The following is a 21,394-nucleotide window of genomic DNA, read 5'->3' as shown; positions in this document are numbered from 1 at the left end:
GTGCACAGGCGCGACCCTGCGCGCACGTACGTCCCCACGCAACCCCCGCGCGCCGTGCCCTCCGCTCCCCTGAAAGGCCCCTCATGCCCCTGGCCCTGCTTGCCCTAGCCGTGGGCGCCTTCGGCATCGGTACCACCGAGTTCGTGATGATGGGCCTGCTGCCCGACGTCGCGGGTGACCTGCACATATCGATCCCCACCGCCGGTCACCTGGTCTCCGCGTACGCGCTCGGTGTCGTCATCGGCGCCCCGCTCCTGGCCGCGGCCACGGCACGGATGTCCCGCCGCAAGGTACTGATCGCCCTCATGCTGCTCTTCGTCGCGGGCAACGCGCTCTCCGCCCTCGCCCCCGACTACAACTGGCTGCTGGCCGCCCGTTTCCTCAGCGGCCTGCCGCACGGCGCCTTCTTCGGCGTGGGCGCCGTCGTCGCCACCAGCCTGGTCGCCCCCGAACGCAAGGCGCGCTCCGTCTCCCTGATGTTCCTGGGTCTCACGGTCGCCAACATCGTGGGTGTCCCCGTGGCCACGCTCATGGGCCAGCAGCTGGGCTGGCGCTCCACCTTCCTCGGCGTCAGCGTGATCGGTCTGCTGGCCGTGGTGTCCCTGGCGTTCCTCGTCCCGCACGACGGCACCCACGCGCCCGCCGCGGGTCTGCGTGGCGAACTGGCCGCCCTGCGCTCGCTCCCGGTCTGGCTGGCCCTCGGCACGACGGTCGCCGGCTTCGGCGCGCTGTTCGCCGCGTACAGCTACATCACGCCGATGCTGACGGACGCCGCCGGATACGCCGACTCCAGCGTGACCCTGCTGCTGGCGCTGTTCGGCGTCGGCGCCACGGCGGGCAACCTGCTGGGCGGGCGCCTGGCGGACCGGTCGATGCGCGGCACGCTCTTCGGCGGCCTGGTCTCGCTCGCGGTGGTCCTGGCGCTGTTCCCGGTACTGATGGGGGCGGCGTGGAGCGCGCCGCTCGCGGTGGTCCTGCTCGGTACGGCGGCGTTCGTGACCAGTACGCCGCTGCTGATGATGGTCATGGAGAAGGCGTCTTCGGCCCCGTCCTTGGCGTCTTCGGCGAACCAGGCGGCGTTCAACCTGGCGAACGCAGGGGGCGCGTGGATCGGGGGGCTCGTACTGGCCGCCGGGTTCGGCGTGACGTCTCCGGCGCTGGCTGGGGCGGCGCTGGCCGTGCTCGGACTGGGCGTTGCCGGGGTGGCGTTCGTAGTGGACCGTCGCCGGGGCCCGGTTTCGGGGGTCGGCCGGGAGCGTGTGGTGACCTCGTACGTGCCTGAGCACGCGGATTCGGTGCACCACTGAGTTTTCGCCCCCGCCGCCCCTGCCCGTCCCATCCCCAGGGGCTCCGCCCCTTCGACCCCACCAGTGGGCTCCGCCCCTGGACCCCCGCTCCTCAAACGCCGGAGGGGCTGAATCTCTCCCCGGCGGGGTAGAGGTTTTCAGCCCGTCCGGCGTTTGAGGACGAGGCCCCTTCAGGGCCGAAGCGGGGGTCTGGGGCGGCAGCCCCCAGAGAGGGGACGGGCAGGGGCGGCGGGGGCGAAAACCTGCCTAGTCGAACCGGGCCAGGTCCCGCAGCCAGACCGTCGCCGAGCTGTCCGACGGTGCTCGCCAGTCGCCCCGCGGTGACAGCGAACCGCCCGCCGATACCTTCGGCCCGTTCGGCATGGCCGAGCGCTTGAACTGCGCGAACGCGAAGAAGCGACGGCAGAAGACCTCCAGCCAGCGCCGGATCTCCGGCAGCTCGTACGCCACTCGCTTGGCCTCGGGAAAGCCCGGCGGCCAGGCACCGGCGTCTGCGTCGTGCCAGGCGTGCCAGGCCAGGAAGGCGATCTTCGAGGGCCGGAAGCCGTAGCGCAGCACGTGGAAGAGCGTGAAATCGTGCAGCGCGTACGGGCCGATCTTCGACTCGGTGGACTGCATCTCCTCACCCGGTACGAGTTCCGGGCTGATCTCGGTGTCGAGGATCGCGGTGAGGATCTTGCCGGCCTCCTCGCCGAACTGCCCGCTGCCGATGACCCAGCGGATCAGATGCTGGATCAGCGTCTTCGGTACGCCCGAGTTGACGTTGTAGTGGCTCATCTGGTCGCCCACGCCGTACGTGGACCAGCCGAGCGCCAGCTCCGAGAGGTCACCGGTGCCGAGCACGATGCCGCCGCGCTGGTTGGCGAGCCGGAACAGGTAGTCGGTGCGCAGTCCGGCCTGGACGTTCTCGAAGGTGACGTCGTACACCGGTTCCCCGGAGGCGAACGGGTGGCCCATCTCCTTCAGCATCAGCCGGGCGGTCGGCGTGATGTCCAGCTCGGCCGCGGTGACACCGAGGGCGGCCATCAGCTTGTGCGCGTTGTCCTTGGTGTGGTCGCTGGTGGCGAAGCCGGGCATCGTGAAGGCCAGGATGTCGCTGCGCGGACGCCCTGCGCGGTCCATCGCGTGGGCTGCGACGATCAGCGCGTGCGTGGAGTCGAGCCCGCCGGACACCCCGATGACCACCTTCGCGCCACCGATCGACGCGAGCCGCTGCTGCAACCCCGCGACCTGGATGTTGTACGCCTCGTAGCAGTCCAGGGCCAGCCTGTCGGGGTCCGCGGGCACGAACGGGAAGCGCTCGATACGCCGCCGCAGGCCCAGATCTCCGGTGGGCGGGGCGAGTTGGAACGACACGGTCCGGAAGTCGGCCGTACGGGCGCCGTGCGTGCGCCGGTTGTCGTCGAAGGTGCCCATCCGCTGCCGTTCCTGCCGCAGCAGGTCGAGGTCGATGTCGGCGATGGCGAACTGGTCGTCGAGCGGGAAGCGGTCGGACTCGGCCAGCAGCACCCCGTTCTCGTAGATCAGGGTCTGGCCGTCCCAGGACAGGTCGGTGGTCGACTCGCCAAGGCCGGCCGCCGCGTAGACATACGCGGCGAGGCAGCGCGCGGACGCCGAGCGGCACAGCAGTTTGCGGTCCTCGGCGCGGCCGACGGTGATCGGGCTGCCGGAGAGGTTGGCGAGGACGGTCGCGCCCGCCAGGGCCGCCTCGGCGCTCGGCGGCACCGGCACCCACATGTCCTCGCAGATCTCCGTGTGCAGCACCAGACCGGGGACATCCTCCGCCGCGAACAGCAGGTCCACGCCGAACGGCACCGACTCCCCGCCCACCAGGATCGTGCCGCCGCGCTCGTCGTCGCCGGCGGCGATCTGCCGACGCTCATAGAACTCGCGGTAGTTCGGCGGGTACGACTTCGGCACGACACCGAGGACGCGGCCGCGGTGCACGACCACCGCGCAGTTGTAGACACGGCCGCGGTGGCGCAGCGGGGCGCCGACGAGCAGGACCGGCAGCAGGTCGGCCGACCCCGCCACCACCTCCTGGAGCGCGTCCTCGACCTGGTCGAGCAGCGCGTCCTGGAGCAGCAGGTCCTCGATCGAGTAGCCGCACAGCACCATCTCGGGGAAGACGGCGACGGCCACGCCCTCCGCGGCGCACCTGCGCGCGTGGCGCAGCACCGCATCGGCGTTGGCGTGCGGGTCCGTGATGACGGTGTGGCCCGTACAGGCGGCTACGCGTGCGAAGCCGTGCTGGTAGAGCGACCGGAAGTTCAGTGGAGGCACAAGGGTCAGTGTAATCGTCAGAGCGACGCGATGGGGTGGCGGGCGCCGGGCAGCACCTCGCGCCTCCCGGACACGGGCCCGGACGAGGGGGCCGTCGGTGAAGATGCGCCCGCGTCCCTGACGGGAGGCTCGTCAGTGTACGTACGCCCGTGGTGCCCCGACGAGAAGCCCGTCGGCGCACGCACGCCCGCCCCCGACGAGACCTCCGTCGGGGGCGGGCGCGGGGAACTGCCGCGTGACCGCGTGGATCTCAGTGGCGGCCGTACGACTGGATGTAGCCGCTCGCGGGCGTACCCACCCCGGTGACGTCGTCGTAGCCCTTCACGGCGGACAGTGAGCTGTCCTTGCCGAGGCTGCGTACGGAGGTGAGGAGACCGTCCGTGGCGTCGTAGCCGTTGGCGAAGTCGACGCGTGCCACGGCGAGTCCGGACCCCGTGGGGTTGTCCGTGACGTCGTGGTACGCCTTCGAGCCGTACTTGGCGTAGATCGCCGGGTTGGCGAAGCCGATCGGCTTGCCGCCGCGCGTCTGCTGGGCCAGCGCCTGGACGGCCGCGATCACCGGCGCGGCGAGCGAGGTGCCGCCGATCCGGTACTCGCTGTACGCCTGCGTCCCGTCGGTCTGGGTCTGCGTCTGGCCGACCTTGAAACCGGTGTTGGGGTCGGCGACGGCCGAGATGTCCGGCACGACACGGTTGCCCGCGGCGCTGTTGGCCGTGGCCAGCGAGCCGGGGACGACACCCTTCTGGTAGTAGGGCTCCGCCACCGTGCTGCTGGTGCCGCCGCCCGCGCCCGAGGTGAACGAGCCGGGGAAGTTCACCCAGCTGGTGCCGTCCGTGGACAGCGGGGACCGCTCGGTGCCCCAGCCGGTCTCGAACTTGTACTTGTCGCCCTTGCCGACCGCCAGCGAAGTACCGCCGACTGCCGTCACCCACGCCGAGTTGGCCGGGGTGTCGACCTGCTTCGTACCGGTGTGCGAGACCTCGTCGCCGTTGTCGCCGGACGAGAAGTAGAAGCCGATGCCCTCGACCGCGCCGAGCTGGAAGACCTGGTCGTAGGCAGCCGCGATGTCGGGCGTCTGGTTGGCCTCGATGTCGCCCCAGGAGTTGGAGACGATGTCGGCGAGATGCCCGTCGACGATCTTGCCCAGCGAGTCGAGCAGATCGTCGTCGTAGCAGGAGGCGGCGCCGACGTAGGTGATGCTCGCGGCGGGTGCGACCGCGTGCACGGCCTCGACGTCGAGGGTCTCCTCGCCGTACCAGCCCGAGGCCCCGCACTCCTCGGTCCTCGTGTAGGTGCTGGGCAGCGCCTGGTGCAGCTGACCGCTGCTGTACTTCGCGTCACCGTGCTTCTTGGCGTAGGTGGCCGCGTCGTACGCGATGGTCGGCGAGGCGTACGCGTCGGTGATGGCGACCCGCACCCCCTTGCCGGTGCTGGTGCCCGCTCCGTAGGCGGCCCGCAACTGCTCGCCGGTGTAGCCCTGGACGGCGTACGGGATCTTCGTGCCGTACGCGTCCGGCAGGGTGCTCGCGATGTTCGAGCCGTAGTACGAGGAGAACGGCCCGGAGTTGTTGAACACGGCGTCCGGCGGCGGCAGCGTGTCGCTGTGGCTCGCCTTGTGCGGGGCGTTGTCCAGGCCGGTGACGGTGAGGACGGCGCCGTCCAGGGCGGCCGGAGCGGAGGCCGTCTTCGACGGCGCCCGGTAGGTCTTGCTGCCCTTGGTGTAGTTGTGCAGCTGGGTGGCGAACGCCTTCTCGGCGGCGGCGACATCACCTGTCACGGAGATGTAGTGCTCCGTGCTGCCGGTGACCGTCAGGCCCGCCGACTTCAGCCACGAGGTCACCGCGGTGACCTGCGCCTTGCTGGCGCCGAAGCGTTCCTGCACCTGTGCGGCGCTGAGGTACTTCCCGTAGGAGACCGACGCCGGGTCGGACACGGCCTTGGCGTACGCGGCCAGACCCGAGGCGTCCTGGCCGGCGAGGTAGACCCGGGCGGAGACCTGGGAACCGTCGGCCGTGGCGCCCTTGTCCGCCTTCGCCGTCGCCCAGGTGGGCTTCGTGCCCGCGAGGGTGTCCCGGCTCGGGCCGTCCGCGGCCTGGGCCGCGGGTATGCCGAACGCCAGCGCTCCGGCGAGCAGCGGCAGTGTCGCTGCCATGCTCACTCCGGCGCGCAGCGCTGCGCGGTTGGATCTCATGTAACCCCCTGCGATGCGGTTCGTCGCATGTAGTGGTCGGCCGGTGATCCGTGAACTCCCCGTGCCATATGGGTGCACAGGGAATGGATCACGCAGGGGTCACTCTTGCGACGAACCGTCCATGCCAGGGGAATGGGCGGACCATGGGTGGGCCAAGAAGAGCCCAAGGAACCGTATGCGCAGGGGATTTGGGGGTTACGCGCGACTTGTGTCCATCAACGTGGCTTCGCCCCCCGTTCCTTCAGCAGATCCGCCATCAGGCCGATCTCCGACTGCTGCGCCGCGACCATCCCGGTCGCGAGCTTGCGCTCCACCTCGACCTCGCACTTCTCCACGCAGCCCTCGGCCATGTGGATCCCGCCCTCGTGGTGTTCGGTCATCAGCTGGAGGTAGAGGACCTCGGCCGGCCTGCCGCTCAGCGTGTTCAGTTTCTCCAGGTCGGTGTCGGTCGCCATGCCCGGCATCAGCGCACCGTCCTCGCCTGAGGCCATGCCACCCATGCCCATCCAGGTCATCGGCCCGTCCGCCGACATCTTCGGCAGGCCCCACAGATCGAGCCAGCCCAGCAGCATGCCCCGCTGGTTGGCCTGCGTCTGCGCGATGTCGTAGGCGAGACGCCGTACCTCCGTGTCCTTGGTGCGGTCCCGCACGATGTACGACATCTCGACGGCCTGCTGATGATGGACGGCCATGTCCCGGGCGAACCCCGCGTCCGCGGAGTCGGCGGCGGGAATCTCCACCGCCGAGTCGGCACCGGAACCGTCGGCGACCGCGTACGTGATCGCCCCGGCCGCGACGAGCACCGCAGCCGCGGCCCCCGAGATCCACCCGATCCGTTTCATTCCCGCGATCCCGTTCCCTCGGCTCACTGGGACAGACCGCCGGTGCAGGCGGCGCCCGGCTCCGGTGTCTGGTCGCCCTGCACGAAGGACTCGAAGAACTTGTCGACATTGGCGTCGGTCGCGCTCGTCACCGTGCGCTGCTTGCCCCAGGCGCTGAGCATGATCGGGTCCTTCTGGTCCTCGACGGGGCTCATCAGCGTGTACGGGGTCTTCTTGACCTTCTCCGCGAGTGCCTGCACGTCGGCATCCGCGGCCTTGCTGTTGTACGTCACCCAGACCGCGCCGTGTTCCAGGGAGTGCACGGCGTTCATGTTGTTGATCGCCTTGGTGTAGACGTCGCCGTTGCAGTTCATCCAGACCTGGTTGTGGTCACCGCCGACCGGGGGCTCCATCGGGTAGTCCACGGTCTTGGTGACATGCGTCTGGGAGAGCTTCGCGCTCCAGGTCTTCACCCCGTCCGAGCCCGTCACGAAGTGCCCCGCGGTCCCCTTGGAGTCGCTCGCCGTGTCCTCCTTGCCGGACTGCGACCGGACGAGAACGACACCACCCACGGCAAGCCCGGCGACGACGACCACACTGGCGCCGATCACGAGAATCCGATTGCGGCGCTCGCGGGACTGCTCCGCGCGGCGCATCTCCGCTATGCGCGCCTGCCGGGAGGCGTTTCCGGTGTTCTTCGCGGAACCCATGGTGAGTCCTTATACCTGGAGGGACGGTTGGGACAGCTGATCGTAGTGGGCCGGGGGCCGCCCATTACGGATGAGCCCCCGAGCAGGCAAGATGGACAGCGGGGCAGGATCAGGACGGACCCGCAGCAGACCCTCCGGCGGGACTCGGAGCAGGGCCCGGAAGCAGAATCAGAGCAGGACACCTGGCGTATGCGAGGCGTTAAGGCGCCGGTAGGCCGGGCGATCAAGGTCCGCAACGCGCATGAAATGGTGTTGTGGTGGGATGCTCAGGAGCCCCGACCGTCCCCGAGGCGTGGGAGCAGGCGGCCTGACCAGCAACGATGGGTGGAAGCGGAAGATGGACAAGCAGCAGGAGTTCGTGCTCCGGACATTGGAGGAGCGTGACATCCGGTTCGTACGCCTGTGGTTCACGGACGTACTCGGCTTCCTCAAGTCGGTGGCCGTGGCCCCGGCGGAGCTGGAACAGGCCTTCGACGAGGGCATCGGCTTCGACGGCTCGGCGATCGAGGGCTTCGCCCGCGTATACGAGTCCGACATGATCGCCAAGCCGGACCCCTCGACCTTCCAGGTCCTGCCGTGGCGCGCGGAGGCCCCGGGCACGGCCCGGATGTTCTGCGACATCCTGATGCCGGACGGCTCCCCGTCCTTCGCGGACCCGCGCTACGTCCTCAAGCGCACCCTCACCAAGACCTCCGACCTGGGCTTCACCTTCTACACCCACCCGGAGATCGAGTTCTTCCTGCTGAAGGACCGCCCGCTGGACGGTACGCGGCCCACCCCCGCGGACAACTCCGGCTACTTCGACCACACCCCGCAGAACGTCGGCATGGACTTCCGCCGTCAGGCGATCACCATGCTGGAGTCGATGGGCATCTCCGTCGAGTTCTCCCACCACGAGGGCGCGCCCGGCCAGCAGGAGATCGACCTCCGCTACGCCGACGCGCTGTCCACGGCGGACAACATCATGACGTTCCGCCTGGTCATGAAGCAGGTCGCGCTGGAGCAGGGCATCCAGGCCACCTTCATGCCCAAGCCGTTCTCCGAGCACCCCGGCTCGGGCATGCACACCCACCTCTCGCTCTTCGAGGGCGACCGCAACGCCTTCTACGAGTCCGGCTCGGAGTACCAGCTCTCCAAGGTCGGCCGCTCCTTCATCGCGGGCCTGCTGAAGCACGCCGCGGAGATCTCCGCGGTCACCAACCAGTGGGTCAACTCCTACAAGCGCATCTGGGGCGGCTCGGAGCGCACCGCGGGCGCCGGCGGCGAGGCACCCTCGTACATCTGCTGGGGCCACAACAACCGCTCGGCCCTCGTCCGCGTCCCGATGTACAAGCCGGGCAAGACGGGCTCCGCGCGGGTGGAGGTCCGCTCCCTCGACTCGGGCGCGAACCCCTACCTGGCGTACGCGATGCTCCTCGCCGCCGGCCTCAAGGGCATCGAGGAGGGCTACGAGCTCCCGCCCGGCGCCGACGACGACGTCTGGGCCCTCTCCGACGCCGAGCGCCGCGCCATGGGCATCGAGCCCCTGCCCCAGAACCTCGGCGAGGCCCTGACCCTCATGGAACGCAGCGAACTCGTCGCCGAAACCCTCGGCGAACACGTCTTCGACTTCTTCCTCCGCAACAAGCGCCAGGAGTGGGAGGAGTACCGCTCCGAGGTGACGGCGTTCGAACTCCGGAAGAACCTGCCGGTGCTGTAGGCGCGGATCAGCGGGACTCTCGCGCGGGAACGACACAGTAGGGCCGACGGTCAGCGACCGTCGGCCCTACGTCGTCTCAAGGCTCCGGGTGGCCGAGGGAAAAGCAGGGCGATCACGTCGATCGGCATAGTGGCCGGACTCATCTGTCCCGATACTGCTGGGGACGCAGAACGGCCGGGCCTCGGGTCGGAGGCCCGGCCGTAATCACCGGAGTTGGTTCGGCGGTCGGCCCGTCACCGGGTCGGACGGTCTGACCGGCAGGGGGTCAGCAGTACGCCTTGGCCGCACGCTTCGCGGTGCCCGCCGCAGGCGCCTCGGTGCACTTCACCGCACCCTCGCCCTGAATATTCCAGCTCCTGGCCTTCCCGCTCCCCGACTTCGTCCAGCCTGTACCGGACGAATTGCAGGTCTTGGCCGTGTAGTAACCAGAGGCCTTCTTCACCCCGCTGAAGACGACGTAGACCCCCGACTTGTTGAAGTTGTAGGTGACCGACTCGCTCTTTTCCTTCGTCTTCTCTCCGGCCTTGGTGAGTGTCCCGGAGACTTGGGCGTCCATACTGGAGATCACCCAGCTGGCGGAATACGAGGCACCGGCGGTCACCTCCCGGCCCGAGCTCTCCGTCTTGCGGTAGGTCGCGGACTTCGTGAGAGTGCCCGTGCCGCCACTGGGGATACTCAGCTGCTTGGCGTGAGTGATCACCCATTTCTTGCTCATACCGGTCCAGGTGCCGTGCTTGTACCCCGGCTCACAGACAATCGGTGCTGCGCCGGCCGAGGTCACCGGCCCGAGCACCACGATCGAGGCCGCAGCGATACCAGTAGCCACAGCTATCGAAGCCAGTCTTTTACTCATGGTTGTTTCCCCGTTTCACCCTGCGTGGCAATTCCTTGGGAGGAACCACGCGCCCCGTACCCCGATCCACTTGATGGGGTCAGGTCAAACCTACGTCGTGTGATCACTCACGGCACAGTGATCTGAGGGAAATTTGAGGCAGGGGAGACAGGGGCTGATGTGGGTAACGCAGCGAAATTAAAAGGGAGTTGAGGATTCCATCTGCGCCCGTCCGGGGCTGTGACGCAACTTGGCCTGGCATCGTGCCAGAACGCCACGTAGGACCGTGGCCCTACGGTGTTCCCTCCCGGAAAACTAGCGGCCGACGACGCGATGCCCGGGAAACCACCCCTGCGCGTAATCGACCGCGTCCACGAAGCCCACCAGGCGGCACCCTGCCGCCCCCACCGTGCCGACGCGCACGGTCGCCGTCCCCGAGGCCGCGCGCTCGAACTCCGCGCCCAGGGAGCCGAAATCGCTGTCGTCCAAGGCGACATCGGCGTACTCCCACCACTGACGTCGGCCGTCCAGCCGGACCACGCATCTGTAGGACCGCCGCGGCGGGGAGTCGACTCTGTACTCGCCGAGATGGAAAGCGGTGCAGCTTTCGAAGCCGACGCCGAGCAGGAGGATCCGGGCACGGAGCTCGTAGAGCCGGGCCAGTGGTGACCTCTCGCCCAGGTGGCAGTCGAGATGGTGGTCGTCGATGACCTTCGCCGCCCGGGGGCCCAGGGCGGCGAACGAGGTCTGGGGGTGGGCGCTGCGCAGTGAGTCCGGGTGGAGGCGGGTCGTCTCGGCCAGGATGCCCACGCCGGTCGCCGGGGTGGTCGCCGGGTCGAACGGCGGCATGCGCTCCCGGAAGGCGGTTCGGGCTCTGTCGCTCAGGCCGCGGACACGTTCCCCGTGTGCGGCCGACGTATCGGAGTTGTCCGAGGTGAACGCGGGAACGACCAGGGTGCCGTCGGGGCCGAGTGTGCGGCGTAACGCGCGCAGCACGGAGGCCGCTCCTCCCTCGACCTTTCCGAGAGAGCGCAGGGAAGCGTGCACCAGCAGGACGCCGCCCGCACCGACTCCCAGTTCAGTGAGCTGGTCGGTGAGTTGGGAGTCGGTGAGTTCGGTCCCGCCGGAAACTGGGCTCAAAGTGTCTCGTCCCTCCCCGCCGCGGATTCCGGTGGCAGCGGCCTGTCGTCGCCGGCGAACTACTGGCGCTGCGTGGCCAGTTCGCTGAGAAGCTGGTGCAGGGGCCGCGTAGCCCGCTGGCGGTACTCCTGGATCGCCCAGCCGTTGCCGTCGGGGTCCTTGAAGTACATGAACGTGGCGCCGTCCTGCGGCGAGAACGCCTGCGGCTCGCTGACGTCGAGACCGCGCTCCCTCAGTTCCTCGTACGCGGCCTTGGCGTCCTCCACGCACAGCTGCATCCCGTGGTACGTCCCCGGCTGCGGCGTCCCCGTCGGGATCGGGAGGCCGTCGACGAGGGCGATGGAACACCCGGAACCGGGCGGCGTCAGCTGCACGATCCGTACGCCCTCCATCACCTCTCCGTCGAGGTCGACGTGGAAGCCGACTTTGTCGCGGTAGAACTCCTTGGCCCGGTCCACGTCGGTGACCGGCAGCATGATCACTTCGAGGGTCATGTCCATGGGACGACTCCTTTGTCGTACGACGTCACGCACTTGATCTGCTTGAGCTACTCGATCTGTTGGGTCTGCCCGATCTGCGGGCTCACTCGAACCGCCAGCGTGTCTGGCTGAACGGCTCCCCCTTACCGAATCCGAAAACGGTGCGGGGCGCCACGGCGAAGACGAGAGCGGGGCCGCCGCCACCGTCGAACGTCCCGTCCTCCCGTACGTCGAAATGCCACTCGACGCCGTACTTCTCCTCCCACGCCTTGGCCAGACCGCGCAAGCGGGCGTCGTCGGTGACGCGGACCGCCTCGCCCTCGACGACGAGGTCGTAGCCCTCGGCCCAGGTGTTGGTGCCCGTGGTGAGGACGACCTCGGGGTTCTCGGCGAGGTTGTGCGCCTTGCGCTCCTGCGCGCCCGTCGTGAAGTGCAGCGCCCCGTCCTGCCAGACGCCGATCAGCGGCGTCACATGCGGCCGCCCGTCCGGCCGTACCGTCGACAGCCAGTACAGCTCGGCCGCGACCAGCCGCGCCAGGGCCTGCGGCCAGGGAGTCGGCGTCGCTCCGGGACTGCCGTAGCGCGGGTCGAGCTCGGTGTGCGGTGCCACATCGGACATGGGCTCTCCTCCTTGGAACGACATGGTCCCTGCACAGGAAAGACCTCGCACGGCAGCGGGACTCATCGGTGCCCGCGGGAAATCTCCGGCCGCTCGGCTCAGGGCGCCTCGGGTTGCGGGAACACCCGGGCCACCGCCGCCGTCCGGCTGGACACCCCGAGGCGGTTGAAGGCGTTCTCCAGGTGCTTGCGGACGGTGCTGCGGGAGACGACGAGCTGTTCGGCTATCTGCGGGGTGGTCAGGCCGCGGGCCACGCAGCGCAGCACTTCCAGTTCGCGCAGGGTGAGCCGCACGGGGGGCCGGCGCCGGTCGGCCGCCTCGCGGTAGAGCGCGTACACATGCGGCGCCAGCAGGCTCAGCGTGGTCATCTCGTGGTCGCTGAACGGTTTCGGGCCCTCGCGGAAGAGCTGGATGACGCGCGTGCGGTTCGGGGCGGTGGGCAGGGCGATGGACGCGATGGTCTTGAACGGGGAGATGAACTCGGTGTAGATCGCCAGGCTCGTCAGCCGGCGCACCGACATGAAGTCCGCCATCTGCGTGGTCTCGGGATTGCTGTGCGGCCGTGAGACCTGCAGACACTGAAGGTACTGGTGGCGCCAGCGCCAGTACCCGTCCATCGAGCATTCGCCTTCGTCGTCCATCGTGGCCTGCTCGTTGAGCTCCTTCCTGGTCGGGATGTCCAGCTCGGAGAAGCTGACGCCGTCACAGGGGACGAGGCTCTGCAGCCCGAACAACAGGCACGTCGGAGGCACCCCGTCCGACAGGTGGTGCCTGGCCTCGTCCAGGACGTCCGCCATGCGCCGCAGATGGGCCTCGGCCGTCGTACCGGTTGCTGACATGGCGGCCTCCCGGGGCCGGTCTTCGTCTGCTGCGAATGTACGCCTCCACGGTGCCGCGGCGGCCCGGAGATTCGTCAAATGCCGAATGGGCTACGCCCGTTGACAGGCGCAGTGTCGACAGAGACGGTCATCCGGCCGTCGGGAGAGACATCGGGAGAGACAGAGGCACTCATGCGTTCTCACCTGCGCACTCATGTTGTGCGTACCCACCGGCACCGCAACCCGCACGCCCACCCGCGCCATCCCGCGACCCTCGTCGCGGGCGCCGCCTCCCTGGTCGCCGCCCTGCTGGGCACGGGGTGCACATCGGCGCCCACCACTGCGGCCGACGAGACGAAGGGAGCCGGTGCGGCGTTCTCCGCCGTGCGCTTCGAGGCCGACGCGCGCGGCGGCATCCAGGTCTCCGGGGCCTCCCGGACCACTGTCGCTCCGGCGGGCACGCACGTGGTGGCCGCGGGCCGCACCCACCCCTTCGCCAGGCCCGCCGGCAAGCTGCTGGTCGTACTGCGGCACTGGCCTCAGGCACGGACGGAACGGGCCTCCCGGGCGGCGGCGAGGGCACCCGAGATGCCGCCACCCGATGAGGTCCAGGCCGAGACGGGATTCCTCGTGGACACCGCGCAGTGGGTGCGAGCCGATCTCGACGGCCACCCCGTGCAGTGGCTCCGCCGCGACACGATTCGCATCGACACCACGAACCCCGCTGCCGGGGACCTGTGGGACTCCACCGGGAGCGGAAGCCGGCTGGTCGGGCTCACACTGTCCGCACCGCACGGGGGTCGGTCCGGGCAGCCCACCTCGCCGCCGAGCGGTCCCGCGTGCGCCGGCCAGGACCAGCGGACCAACCGCAATGTGGTGCTCCCGGCGGTCGCGACGGGTGCGCCCGTCACGGACGTACTGGCGAGCCTGCGGTCGCAGTGCCTCAAGGTCCAGTACGTGTCGCACCCGGGCGGTGCACGGCCCGGCACCGTACGACAGATCCAGGTTCCGCTCGCCGGGCAGCCGCTCGCCGTGGCGGTCCTACCGCCTCCCGACGGCATCGAGGTCCCGGGCCGCACCCCCGGCAGCACGGTGCGGGTGGACCCGGGCCGTCCGGCGACGATCGTGGTGACCCGCTGACCGCACCCCTGCTGCGCTCCCGGCGCTCGTGCCGGGCTCTCCGGTTACGCTCAAGGTCGTACGACCTTGATCCGATGGGAGGGCCGGGGATGACGGCGCCGGGGCGCAGGAGCAGTACCTTCACGCGGCTGCTGCGGCACGGTTTCACTGATCCGTCGGGGGCCGAGCGGCTCCTGGAGAGTGCGGAGCTGGCGCCGATAAAGGCCGATCCGGTACTTCTCGACGCGCTCGGGGCCACCGCCGACCCGGATCTGGCGCTGCTCGGGCTCGTACGGCTCGTCGAGGCGCAGGAGGGGCCGGCGGCGCGGCGGGAGCTGCTCGACACGCTCATCGCGGCGAAGCCGCTGCGGGACCGGCTGCTCGGTGTGCTCGGCGCCTCCGCCGCGCTCGGTGACCATCTCGCCCGGCACCCGAGCGACTGGCAGGAGCTCGTGAGGTACGAGCCGCGGGATCTGCACCCAGGGGTGGAGGAGTTCGAACGGGGGCTCGCCCCGGCGACCGATCCCGTGTCCCTGCGGGTTTTCTACCGGCGCTGCCTGCTGTCCATCGCCGCCCGTGATGTGTGCGGCACCACTGATCTCGCCCAGACCGCCGCCGAGCTCGCCGATCTCGCGACGGCGACCCTGCGGGCCGCGCTCGCCATCGCGCAGGCCGCCGCGCCCGACGATGCCGCGCTGTGCCGGCTCGCCGTCGTCGCGATGGGCAAGTGCGGTGGCCACGAGCTCAATTACGTCTCCGATGTCGACGTGATCTTTGTGGGGGAGGCGGTGGACGGGGCCGATGAGGGCAAGGCCGTCCAGGCTGCCGGCCGGCTTGCCTCGCACCTGATGCGGATCTGTTCCGAGACGACCGTTGAAGGCAGTATCTGGCCCGTCGACGCGAACCTGCGGCCCGAGGGGCGGAACGGGCCGCTGGTGCGGACCCTCAGCAGCCACCTCGCGTACTACCAACGGTGGGCCAAGACCTGGGAGTTCCAGGCGCTCCTCAAGGCGCGTCCGGTGGCCGGCGACCTCAAGCTCGGTGAGGAGTACGTCGCCACCCTCGCGCCGCTCGTCTGGCACGCCGCCGAGCGCACGAACTTCGTCCCCGACGTGCAGAAGATGCGGCGCCGGGTGGTGGAGAACATCCCCGTCGCAGAGGTCGAGCGTGAGCTGAAGCTCGGGCCCGGGGGCTTGAGGGATGTCGAATTCGCCGTGCAGATGCTGCAGTTGGTGCACGGGCGGGCCGATACCTCGCTGAGGAGTGGGACCACCCTTGACGCGCTGAAGGCGCTGGCTGCCGGCGGGTATGTGGGCCGTGCGGATGCCGTACAGCTCGATGAGGCCTACCGGTTTCTGCGGTCCATGGAGCACCGGATACAGCTCTACCGGCTGCGGCGGACCCACCTCGTGCCCGAGGAGGACGCCGATCTGCGGCGCATCGGGCGGTCCTTGGGCCTGCGCGCCGATCCCGTCGTCGAGCTGAACCGCGAGTGGAAGCGGCACGCCGCCGTCGTACGGCGACTGCACGAGAAGCTCTTCTACCGGCCGCTGCTCGATGCCGTCGCCCAACTCGCGCCGGGAGAGACGCGGTTGAGTGCCGGCGCGGCCCGGGAGCGGCTGGTCGCGCTCGGGTACGCCGATCCGGCGGCGGCGCTGCGGCACCTGGAGGCGCTGGCCTCCGGGGTGTCGCGCAAGGCCGCGATTCAACGGACGCTGTTGCCCGTGCTGTTGGGGTGGTTCGCGGATTCCGCCGATCCGGATGCGGGGCTGCTCAACTTCCGCAAGGTGTCCGACGCGTTGGGCAAGACCCCTTGGTATCTGCGGCTGTTGAGGGACGAGGGCGCCGCCGCCGAGAATCTGGCGCGGGTGCTGTCCGCCGGGCGGCTCGCGCCCGACCTGTTGTTGCGTGCCCCGGAGGCGGTCGCGCTGCTCGGTGACGGGGACGGCGGGAGGGGCGGGCTCGAACCGCGGTCCCGCGCCCATCTGGAACAGGAGATCCTCGCGGCCGTGGGGCGGGCCGACGGGGGCGAGCAGGCCGTCACGGCGGCGCGTGGCGTGCGGCGGCGTGAGTTGTTCCGTACGGCGGCGATGGACATCGTCGCCTCCTACGGCACCGAGGAGATCCCCGTCGTCGCCGACCAGGGCGCGCTGGTGGACCTGGTCGGCGGGGCGGTGTCCGATCTGACGGCGGCGACCCTCGCGGGGACGCTGCGGGCCGTGGTGCGGGACAGGTGGGGGGACACCCTGCCGACGCGGTTCGCGGTCATCGGCATGGGGCGGTTCGGGGGGCATGAGCTGGGCTACGGGTCCGATGCCGATGTGCTGTTCGTGCATGAGCCCCGGGACGGGGTCGATGAGCAGGAGGCGTCCCGGGCCGCCAACGCCGTTGTCTCCGAGATGCGGCGGCTGCTTCAGATTCCGAGTGCGGATCCGCCGCTGTTGATCGACGCCGATCTGCGGCCCGAGGGGAAGTCCGGGCCGCTTGTGCGGACGCTCCGGTCCTATGAGGCCTACTACCGGCGCTGGTCGCTGGTGTGGGAGGCGCAGGCGTTGCTGCGGGCCGAAGTCGTCGCCGGGGATGCGGACTTGGGGCTGCGGTTCATCGAGCTGATCGATCCGCTGCGGTATCCGGCGGAGGGGCTCGGGGACGATGCCGTACGGGAGATCCGGCGGCTGAAGGCACGTATGGAGTCGGAGCGGATGCCGCGCGGGGCCGATCCCACGCTGCACACCAAGCTCGGGCGGGGCGGGCTGTCCGACGTCGAGTGGACCGTGCAGTTGATGCAGCTTCGGCATGGGTGGGCGGAGCCGGGGTTGCGGACCACGCGGACGCGGGAGGCGCTTGCCGCGGCGTGTGCGGCGGGGCTGTTGGTGGGGGAGGACGCGGCGGTTCTGGACGAGGCGTGGGTGTTGGCTACGCGGGTGCGGAACGCGGTGATGCTGGTGCGGGGGCGGGCGGGGGATACGTTTCCTTCGGATGGGCGGGAACTGGCTGCGGTGGGGCGGTACTTGGGGTACGGGTCGGGGCATGTGGGGGACATGCTCGATGACTATCGGCGGATTACCCGGCGGGCTCGGGGGCTGGTGGACGAGTTGTTCTACGGGGCGTGAGCCACACCTGCACGCGCCTGCACGCGCCTGCACGCGCCTGCACGCGCCTGCACGCGCCTGCACGCGCCTGCACGCGCCAGCACGCGCCTGCGGTCCGGTGGTGGGTCGGGGCCGGGGGCCGGTACATCCGCCCGTCGCCGACGGATCAGACCTTGGGCAGGAAGCGGGCGTCCGGTGACGCGGACGTACGCGACGGGCATGTGATGTACCGGCCCCCGGCCCCTTCCCGCCGTTTGCGGCTGCGGGTGCGTGTCGGTCCCCGGGTCCTTTGCCGCCGTTTGCGGCTGCGGGTCGGCCCCGGGCCCTATCGGCCGGTTGCCGGTGCGGGTGCGACGGGGGCCGTTGCTTGTTGTTCCGGCTTTGGCTGCGGCTTTTTGCGGGACAGGGCTACGCCCGTCAGGACTACGGCCATGCCGACGATCACGCGGAGGCCGATCTGTTCGTCGAGGATCAGGGCGCCGAGGGCTACGGAGACGACGGGGAGGAGGTAGCCGACTGTGGCGGCGCTGGTGGGGCCCTCTTCGGCGATCATGCGGTAGTTGAGGTAGAAGGTGATGCCGGTGGCGAAGATGCCCAGGGTGGTGACGGCGAGTACGGCTGTGGCGTCGATGTCGCCGAGGGAGCCCCCGGCGGGGAGGGCCAGGGTGCTCCAGGCCGTGGCGGTGAGGAGTTGGGCCGCCGAGACGGCCAAGGGGGCCCCGTGGGTGGTGAGGTGGCGGGCCATGTACGCGAAGGCGATCGCGTAGCTTGCCGCGGCGGCCAGGAGGGTCAGGGCTCCCCAGCTGGCGAGGCCCTCCTGGTGCCAGGGGGCGAAGATCAGGAGTACGCCGGCGAAGCCCAGGAAGAGGCCGGTCAGGCGTAGCGGGTGGAGGCCCCGGTCGGTGCCGAGGAAGAAGCCGATGAGGAGGGACCAGAGGGGGGTCGTCGCGTTCAGGACGCCCGCGATGCCGGAGTCCACCGTCTGCTCGCCGATGGCGAAGAGGGCGAAGGGGATGGCGTTGCAGAAGAGTGCCGCGACGGCGAGGTGGGCCCAGAGCCTGCGGGAGCGGGGGAGGTGCTGTTTCGCCCTGCGGGCCAGGAGCAGGAGGACCGCTGTGCCCAGGGCGCAGCGCGTGACCGTGATGTGGGTGGGGGACAGGCCGTGGTTCAGGGCCAGTTTGATCCAGAGGAAGCCCGAGCCCCACAGGAGGGCCAGGGCGCCCATGCGGAGGGAGGAGGCGAGGGAGCGGGAGCTTGGCATGGGTCCACGGTCCTGGAAGTGACTCGTGAGGACAAGTGAAGAGTGTTGCATGCACTGTTAAGCTGAGCTACATGCTTGATGTGAGGCGTATGCAGGTTCTGTCGGCCGTGGTGGGGTGCGGGTCGGTTACCGCTGCCGCGGCGGATCTGGGGTACACGCCGTCCGCGGTCAGTCAGCAGATCGCCGCCCTGGAGAAGCAGGCCGGGGTCGAGCTGTTGGAGCGGGTGGGGCGTGGTGTGCGGCCGACCGCGGCGGGGCGGTTGCTGTCCGAGTACGCCGATGTCATCGGGCGGCAGGTCGCCGAGGCGGAGACCGCCCTCGGCGATCTGCGTGCCGGGCGTACGGGGCGGCTCGCGGTGCGGTACTTCGCCACGGCGGGGGCTTCGCTGGTGGCTCCTGCCATTGCCCGGTTCCGGGTCGGACATCCCGATGTCGAGGTCGAGTTGAAGCTCGTCGATCCCGAGGATCCGCTGCCCGACGTGAAGGAGGGGCGGGCCGACCTGGCGCTCGTCGTGCGGCCGCCCCATGACTCGGGCGGCCCCGAGGGCGTACAGCTGCTGCATCTGCTCGACGATCCCTACCGCGCCGTGCTGCCCAAGGGGCACCGGCTCGCCGGGAGGCGCTCGCTCGAACTGGCCGACCTCGCCGATGAGCCGTGGGTCGGGAGCGAGTGGCCGGGGTCCTGTCTCGACGCCCAGCTCGACGCCTGCGCCGCGGCCGGGTTCAGGCCCGGGTTCGTGGTCGAGAGCGAGGACTATGTGACCGCCCAGGGCTTCGTGGCGGCCGGGCTGGGTGTCAGCCTCATTCCGCGTCTCGGGCTCGGGGGGCTCCATCCGGACGTCGTCATCCGCAAGGTGCGTTCTCCCGAGCCGCAGCGGGCGATCTACCTGGCGGTGCGGGAGACGGCGCCGCAGCAGCCGGCGCTGCGGGGGCTGATCGACGCCCTGCGGGAAGCGGCCCGTGCGGACATGTGACCGAAGGGGCAGCGGCGCCTCAGGCTTTGACGGGCAGCAGTGGTGCCTTGCGTGAGCTCGGTACCCACCGCGGCAGTGCGTACGGCAGTGCCCCGTACCAGAGCCGTGCCACCGTGAAGCCGAAGGCCAGGCAGAGCATGCCGCCCACCGCGTCGAGCCAGAAGTGGTTCGCCGTGGCGACGATGACGAGCAGGGTGGCCGCCGGGTAGAGGAGGCCGAGGATGCGGGCCCAGGGGACGGAGGCCAGGGCGAAGATGGTGAGGCCGCACCACAGGGACCAGCCGATGTGCATGGACGGCATCGCGGCGTACTGGTTCGACATGTGCTTCAGGTCGCCGGAGGCCATGGAGCCCCAGGTCTGGTGGACCAGCACGGTGTCGACGAAGGTGCCGCCGTTCATCAGGCGGGGCGGCGCCAGCGGGTAGAAGTAGTAGCCGACGAGGGCCACCGCCGTGGTGGCGAAGAGGGCCAGACGTGTCGCCGCGTAGCGGCCGGGGTGACTGCGGTACAGCCACACCAGAACACCCAGCGTCACCACGAAGTGCAGCGTCGCGTAGTAGTAGTTCATGCCGATGATCAGCCAAGTCACCGAGTTCACGGCGTGGTTGACGGATTCCTCGAAGGCGATGCCGAGTTGGTGTTCCGTGTGCCAGATCCAGTCGGCGTTGCGCAGGGCTTGGCCTCGCTGCTCCGGGACCGCGTTCCGGATCAGCGAATACGTCCAGTAACTGACCGCGATGAGCAGGATCTCGAACCAGAGGCGGGGGCGACGCGGGGTCCGCAGCCGACGCAGGAAACGCCGCCCCGCTTTCTCCTCCGCGACGGGCCCCGAAGCGCTCTGCTCCCGGCCTTCCAGTGTCGTCACGGTTGTCTCACCCATAGGCACAGAGTCTGCCAGAAAAGCCTTGCCTCACAGATCATCCCCTGGTCGGGTCCGGGCCGCATGTTCTACGGCGAGAGGACTCCGGCGGGTGCCGTACGGGCTCCTCCCTAGGGAGGATTAGGCACGATTTCGGTCCCCGGGGGCCGAAGCCGTCGAACCGCGCACCACCAGCTCCGGCATGAACACGAACTCGCTGTGCGGCGCGGGCGTCCCGCCGATCTCCTCCAGCAGTGTCCGAACCGCCGCCTGTCCCATGGCGGGCACCGGCTTGCGGACCGTCGTGAGCGGCGGGTCGGTGAAGGCGATGAGGGGGGAGTCGTCGAAGCCGACGACCGAGACGTCCTTCGGGACGTCCAGACCACGCTGCCGCGCCGCCCTTATCGCGCCCAGCGCCATCATGTCGCTGGCACACACGACGGCCGTACAGTCGCGGTCCATCAGCGCGGAGGCCGCGGCCTGGCCGCCCTCCAGCGTGTACAGCGAGTGCTGGACCAGTCGCTCCTCGATGTCGGCGGCGGTCAGCCCCAACAGGTCCTGCATCGTGCGTATGAAGCCCTCGATCTTGCGCTGCACGGGCACGAACCGCTTGGGGCCCAGCGCGAGCCCGATGTGGGTGTGGCCGAGCGAGACGAGGTGGGTGACGGCCAGAGCCATCGCCGCGCGGTCGTCCGGTGAGATGAACGGCGCCTGGACCTTCGGCGAGAAACCGTCCACGAGGACGAACGGGACGCCCTGGGCGCGCAACTGGTCGTAGCGCTGCATGTCCGCCGAGGTGTCCGCGTGCAGGCCCGAGACGAAGATGATGCCGGCGACGCCGCGGTCCACCAGCATCTCCGTCAGCTCGTCCTCGGTGGAGCCGCCCGGGGTCTGGGTCGCGAGGACCGGCGTGTAGCCCTGCCGTGTCAGTGCCTGGCCGATGACCTGCGCAAGCGCGGGAAATATCGGGTTCTCGAGCTCCGGCGTGATCAAACCGACCAGGCCCTCGCTGCGCTGTCGCAGTCGTACGGGGCGCTCGTAGCCGAGGACGTCGAGTGCGGCCAGGACGGTCTGGCGGGTGGTCGCGGCGACGCCCGGCTTCCCGTTCAGGACGCGGCTGACGGTCGCCTCGCTGACGCCCGCCTGGGCTGCGATGTCGGCAAGCCGTGTGGTCACGGGAGTGGACTGTA

17 protein-coding genes are annotated in these 21,394 nt (G+C 69.9%); 5 read left to right on the top strand and 12 right to left on the bottom strand.

Annotated features, from left to right (window positions below):
- Positions 1-83 precede the first annotated feature (83 nt).
- The gene (locus tag ACIPC1_RS01730) at positions 84-1,307 is read left to right on the top strand and encodes an MFS transporter (RefSeq protein ID WP_402512384.1); all 1,224 of its coding nucleotides are present in this window, start codon (positions 84-86) and stop codon (positions 1,305-1,307) included.
- A gap of 246 nt (positions 1,308-1,553) precedes the next feature.
- Here ACIPC1_RS01730 and ACIPC1_RS01725 read toward each other — a convergent pair whose 3' ends face one another.
- The 4 genes from ACIPC1_RS01725 to ACIPC1_RS01710 form a co-directional block, all read right to left on the bottom strand.
- A complete protein-coding gene (locus ACIPC1_RS01725; RefSeq protein WP_402513355.1) occupies positions 1,554-3,581 on the bottom strand; it encodes an NAD(+) synthase in 2,028 nt (675 codons plus the stop codon).
- A 259-nt stretch (positions 3,582-3,840) separates the two neighbouring features.
- A complete protein-coding gene (locus ACIPC1_RS01720) occupies positions 3,841-5,781 on the bottom strand; it encodes a protease pro-enzyme activation domain-containing protein (RefSeq protein WP_402512382.1) in 1,941 nt (646 codons plus the stop codon).
- A gap of 215 nt (positions 5,782-5,996) precedes the next feature.
- Complete coding sequence (locus ACIPC1_RS01715; protein ID WP_402512380.1) at positions 5,997-6,623, bottom strand: DUF305 domain-containing protein; 627 nt, start codon at positions 6,621-6,623, stop codon at positions 5,997-5,999.
- 23 nt (positions 6,624-6,646) lie between these two features.
- Positions 6,647-7,312, bottom strand: coding sequence for a DUF3105 domain-containing protein (locus ACIPC1_RS01710; protein ID WP_402512378.1), 666 nt, complete (start codon positions 7,310-7,312; stop codon positions 6,647-6,649).
- A 337-nt stretch (positions 7,313-7,649) separates the two neighbouring features.
- Between ACIPC1_RS01710 and ACIPC1_RS01705 the strand changes: the two genes are divergently transcribed.
- Positions 7,650-9,011 (top strand): glutamine synthetase family protein, encoded by a 1,362-nt coding sequence (locus tag ACIPC1_RS01705; protein WP_365439817.1) that lies wholly within the window; start codon positions 7,650-7,652, stop codon positions 9,009-9,011.
- A gap of 265 nt (positions 9,012-9,276) precedes the next feature.
- Here ACIPC1_RS01705 and ACIPC1_RS01700 read toward each other — a convergent pair whose 3' ends face one another.
- From ACIPC1_RS01700 to ACIPC1_RS01680, 5 genes are all read right to left on the bottom strand, one after another.
- Positions 9,277-9,726: a hypothetical protein gene (locus ACIPC1_RS01700; RefSeq protein ID WP_402512376.1), complete on the bottom strand. Its 450-nt coding sequence runs from the start codon at positions 9,724-9,726 to the stop codon at positions 9,277-9,279.
- A 432-nt stretch (positions 9,727-10,158) separates the two neighbouring features.
- Complete coding sequence (locus ACIPC1_RS01695; RefSeq protein WP_402512374.1) at positions 10,159-10,983, bottom strand: aminoglycoside N(3)-acetyltransferase; 825 nt, start codon at positions 10,981-10,983, stop codon at positions 10,159-10,161.
- 59 nt (positions 10,984-11,042) lie between these two features.
- Positions 11,043-11,483, bottom strand: coding sequence for a VOC family protein (locus ACIPC1_RS01690; protein ID WP_402512372.1), 441 nt, complete (start codon positions 11,481-11,483; stop codon positions 11,043-11,045).
- 82 nt (positions 11,484-11,565) lie between these two features.
- Positions 11,566-12,081, bottom strand: a complete 516-nt coding sequence (locus ACIPC1_RS01685; RefSeq protein ID WP_402512370.1) for a pyridoxamine 5'-phosphate oxidase family protein — start codon at positions 12,079-12,081, stop codon at positions 11,566-11,568.
- 98 nt (positions 12,082-12,179) lie between these two features.
- Positions 12,180-12,920, bottom strand: coding sequence for a helix-turn-helix transcriptional regulator (locus ACIPC1_RS01680; RefSeq protein WP_402512368.1), 741 nt, complete (start codon positions 12,918-12,920; stop codon positions 12,180-12,182).
- Between the two features lie 198 nt (positions 12,921-13,118).
- On the opposite strand from ACIPC1_RS01680, the gene ACIPC1_RS01675 reads away from it, so the two are divergent.
- Both ACIPC1_RS01675 and ACIPC1_RS01670 read left to right on the top strand, forming a co-directional pair.
- Positions 13,119-14,039: a hypothetical protein gene (locus ACIPC1_RS01675; protein ID WP_402512366.1), complete on the top strand. Its 921-nt coding sequence runs from the start codon at positions 13,119-13,121 to the stop codon at positions 14,037-14,039.
- An 89-nt stretch (positions 14,040-14,128) separates the two neighbouring features.
- Positions 14,129-17,131, top strand: a complete 3,003-nt coding sequence (locus tag ACIPC1_RS01670; RefSeq protein ID WP_402512364.1) for a bifunctional [glutamine synthetase] adenylyltransferase/[glutamine synthetase]-adenylyl-L-tyrosine phosphorylase — start codon at positions 14,129-14,131, stop codon at positions 17,129-17,131.
- Positions 17,132-17,435: 304 nt separating this feature from the next.
- Here the strand turns inward: ACIPC1_RS01670 and ACIPC1_RS01665 are convergent, their stop codons facing one another.
- The gene (locus ACIPC1_RS01665; protein ID WP_402512362.1) at positions 17,436-18,371 is read right to left on the bottom strand and encodes a DMT family transporter; all 936 of its coding nucleotides are present in this window, start codon (positions 18,369-18,371) and stop codon (positions 17,436-17,438) included.
- Between the two features lie 71 nt (positions 18,372-18,442).
- Between ACIPC1_RS01665 and ACIPC1_RS01660 the strand changes: the two genes are divergently transcribed.
- Positions 18,443-19,345, top strand: coding sequence for a LysR family transcriptional regulator (locus tag ACIPC1_RS01660; protein WP_402512360.1), 903 nt, complete (start codon positions 18,443-18,445; stop codon positions 19,343-19,345).
- A gap of 19 nt (positions 19,346-19,364) precedes the next feature.
- Here the strand turns inward: ACIPC1_RS01660 and ACIPC1_RS01655 are convergent, their stop codons facing one another.
- Positions 19,365-20,225 (bottom strand): phosphatase PAP2 family protein, encoded by an 861-nt coding sequence (locus tag ACIPC1_RS01655; RefSeq protein ID WP_402512358.1) that lies wholly within the window; start codon positions 20,223-20,225, stop codon positions 19,365-19,367.
- Positions 20,226-20,345: 120 nt separating this feature from the next.
- Positions 20,346-21,380, bottom strand: coding sequence for a LacI family DNA-binding transcriptional regulator (locus ACIPC1_RS01650; protein ID WP_402512356.1), 1,035 nt, complete (start codon positions 21,378-21,380; stop codon positions 20,346-20,348).
- Positions 21,381-21,394 lie beyond the last annotated feature (14 nt).

The organism is Streptomyces sp. NPDC087263 (genome assembly GCF_044744645.1).
In the GTDB taxonomy this organism is placed as follows: domain Bacteria; phylum Actinomycetota; class Actinomycetes; order Streptomycetales; family Streptomycetaceae; genus Streptomyces.
This window is presented reverse-complemented; position numbering and strand designations above follow the sequence as displayed.

Excerpts from the sequence above, each read along its gene's own strand:
- ACIPC1_RS01665 (WP_402512362.1), bottom strand. The coding sequence starts at position 18,371 with ATGCCAAGCTCCCGCTCCCTCGCCTCCTCCCTCCGCATGGGCGCCCTG.
- ACIPC1_RS01720 (WP_402512382.1), bottom strand. The coding sequence starts at position 5,781 with ATGAGATCCAACCGCGCAGCGCTGCGCGCCGGAGTGAGCATGGCAGCG.
- ACIPC1_RS01660 (WP_402512360.1), top strand. The coding sequence starts at position 18,443 with ATGCTTGATGTGAGGCGTATGCAGGTTCTGTCGGCCGTGGTGGGGTGC.
- ACIPC1_RS01655 (WP_402512358.1), bottom strand. The coding sequence starts at position 20,225 with ATGGGTGAGACAACCGTGACGACACTGGAAGGCCGGGAGCAGAGCGCT.
- ACIPC1_RS01700 (WP_402512376.1), bottom strand. The coding sequence starts at position 9,726 with ATGAGCAAGAAATGGGTGATCACTCACGCCAAGCAGCTGAGTATCCCC.
- ACIPC1_RS01670 (WP_402512364.1), top strand. The coding sequence starts at position 14,129 with ATGACGGCGCCGGGGCGCAGGAGCAGTACCTTCACGCGGCTGCTGCGG.
- ACIPC1_RS01730 (WP_402512384.1), top strand. The coding sequence starts at position 84 with ATGCCCCTGGCCCTGCTTGCCCTAGCCGTGGGCGCCTTCGGCATCGGT.
- ACIPC1_RS01715 (WP_402512380.1), bottom strand. The coding sequence starts at position 6,623 with ATGAAACGGATCGGGTGGATCTCGGGGGCCGCGGCTGCGGTGCTCGTC.
- ACIPC1_RS01710 (WP_402512378.1), bottom strand. The coding sequence starts at position 7,312 with ATGGGTTCCGCGAAGAACACCGGAAACGCCTCCCGGCAGGCGCGCATA.
- ACIPC1_RS01680 (WP_402512368.1), bottom strand. The coding sequence starts at position 12,920 with ATGTCAGCAACCGGTACGACGGCCGAGGCCCATCTGCGGCGCATGGCG.
- ACIPC1_RS01685 (WP_402512370.1), bottom strand. The coding sequence starts at position 12,081 with ATGTCCGATGTGGCACCGCACACCGAGCTCGACCCGCGCTACGGCAGT.
- ACIPC1_RS01690 (WP_402512372.1), bottom strand. The coding sequence starts at position 11,483 with ATGGACATGACCCTCGAAGTGATCATGCTGCCGGTCACCGACGTGGAC.
- ACIPC1_RS01705 (WP_365439817.1), top strand. The coding sequence starts at position 7,650 with ATGGACAAGCAGCAGGAGTTCGTGCTCCGGACATTGGAGGAGCGTGAC.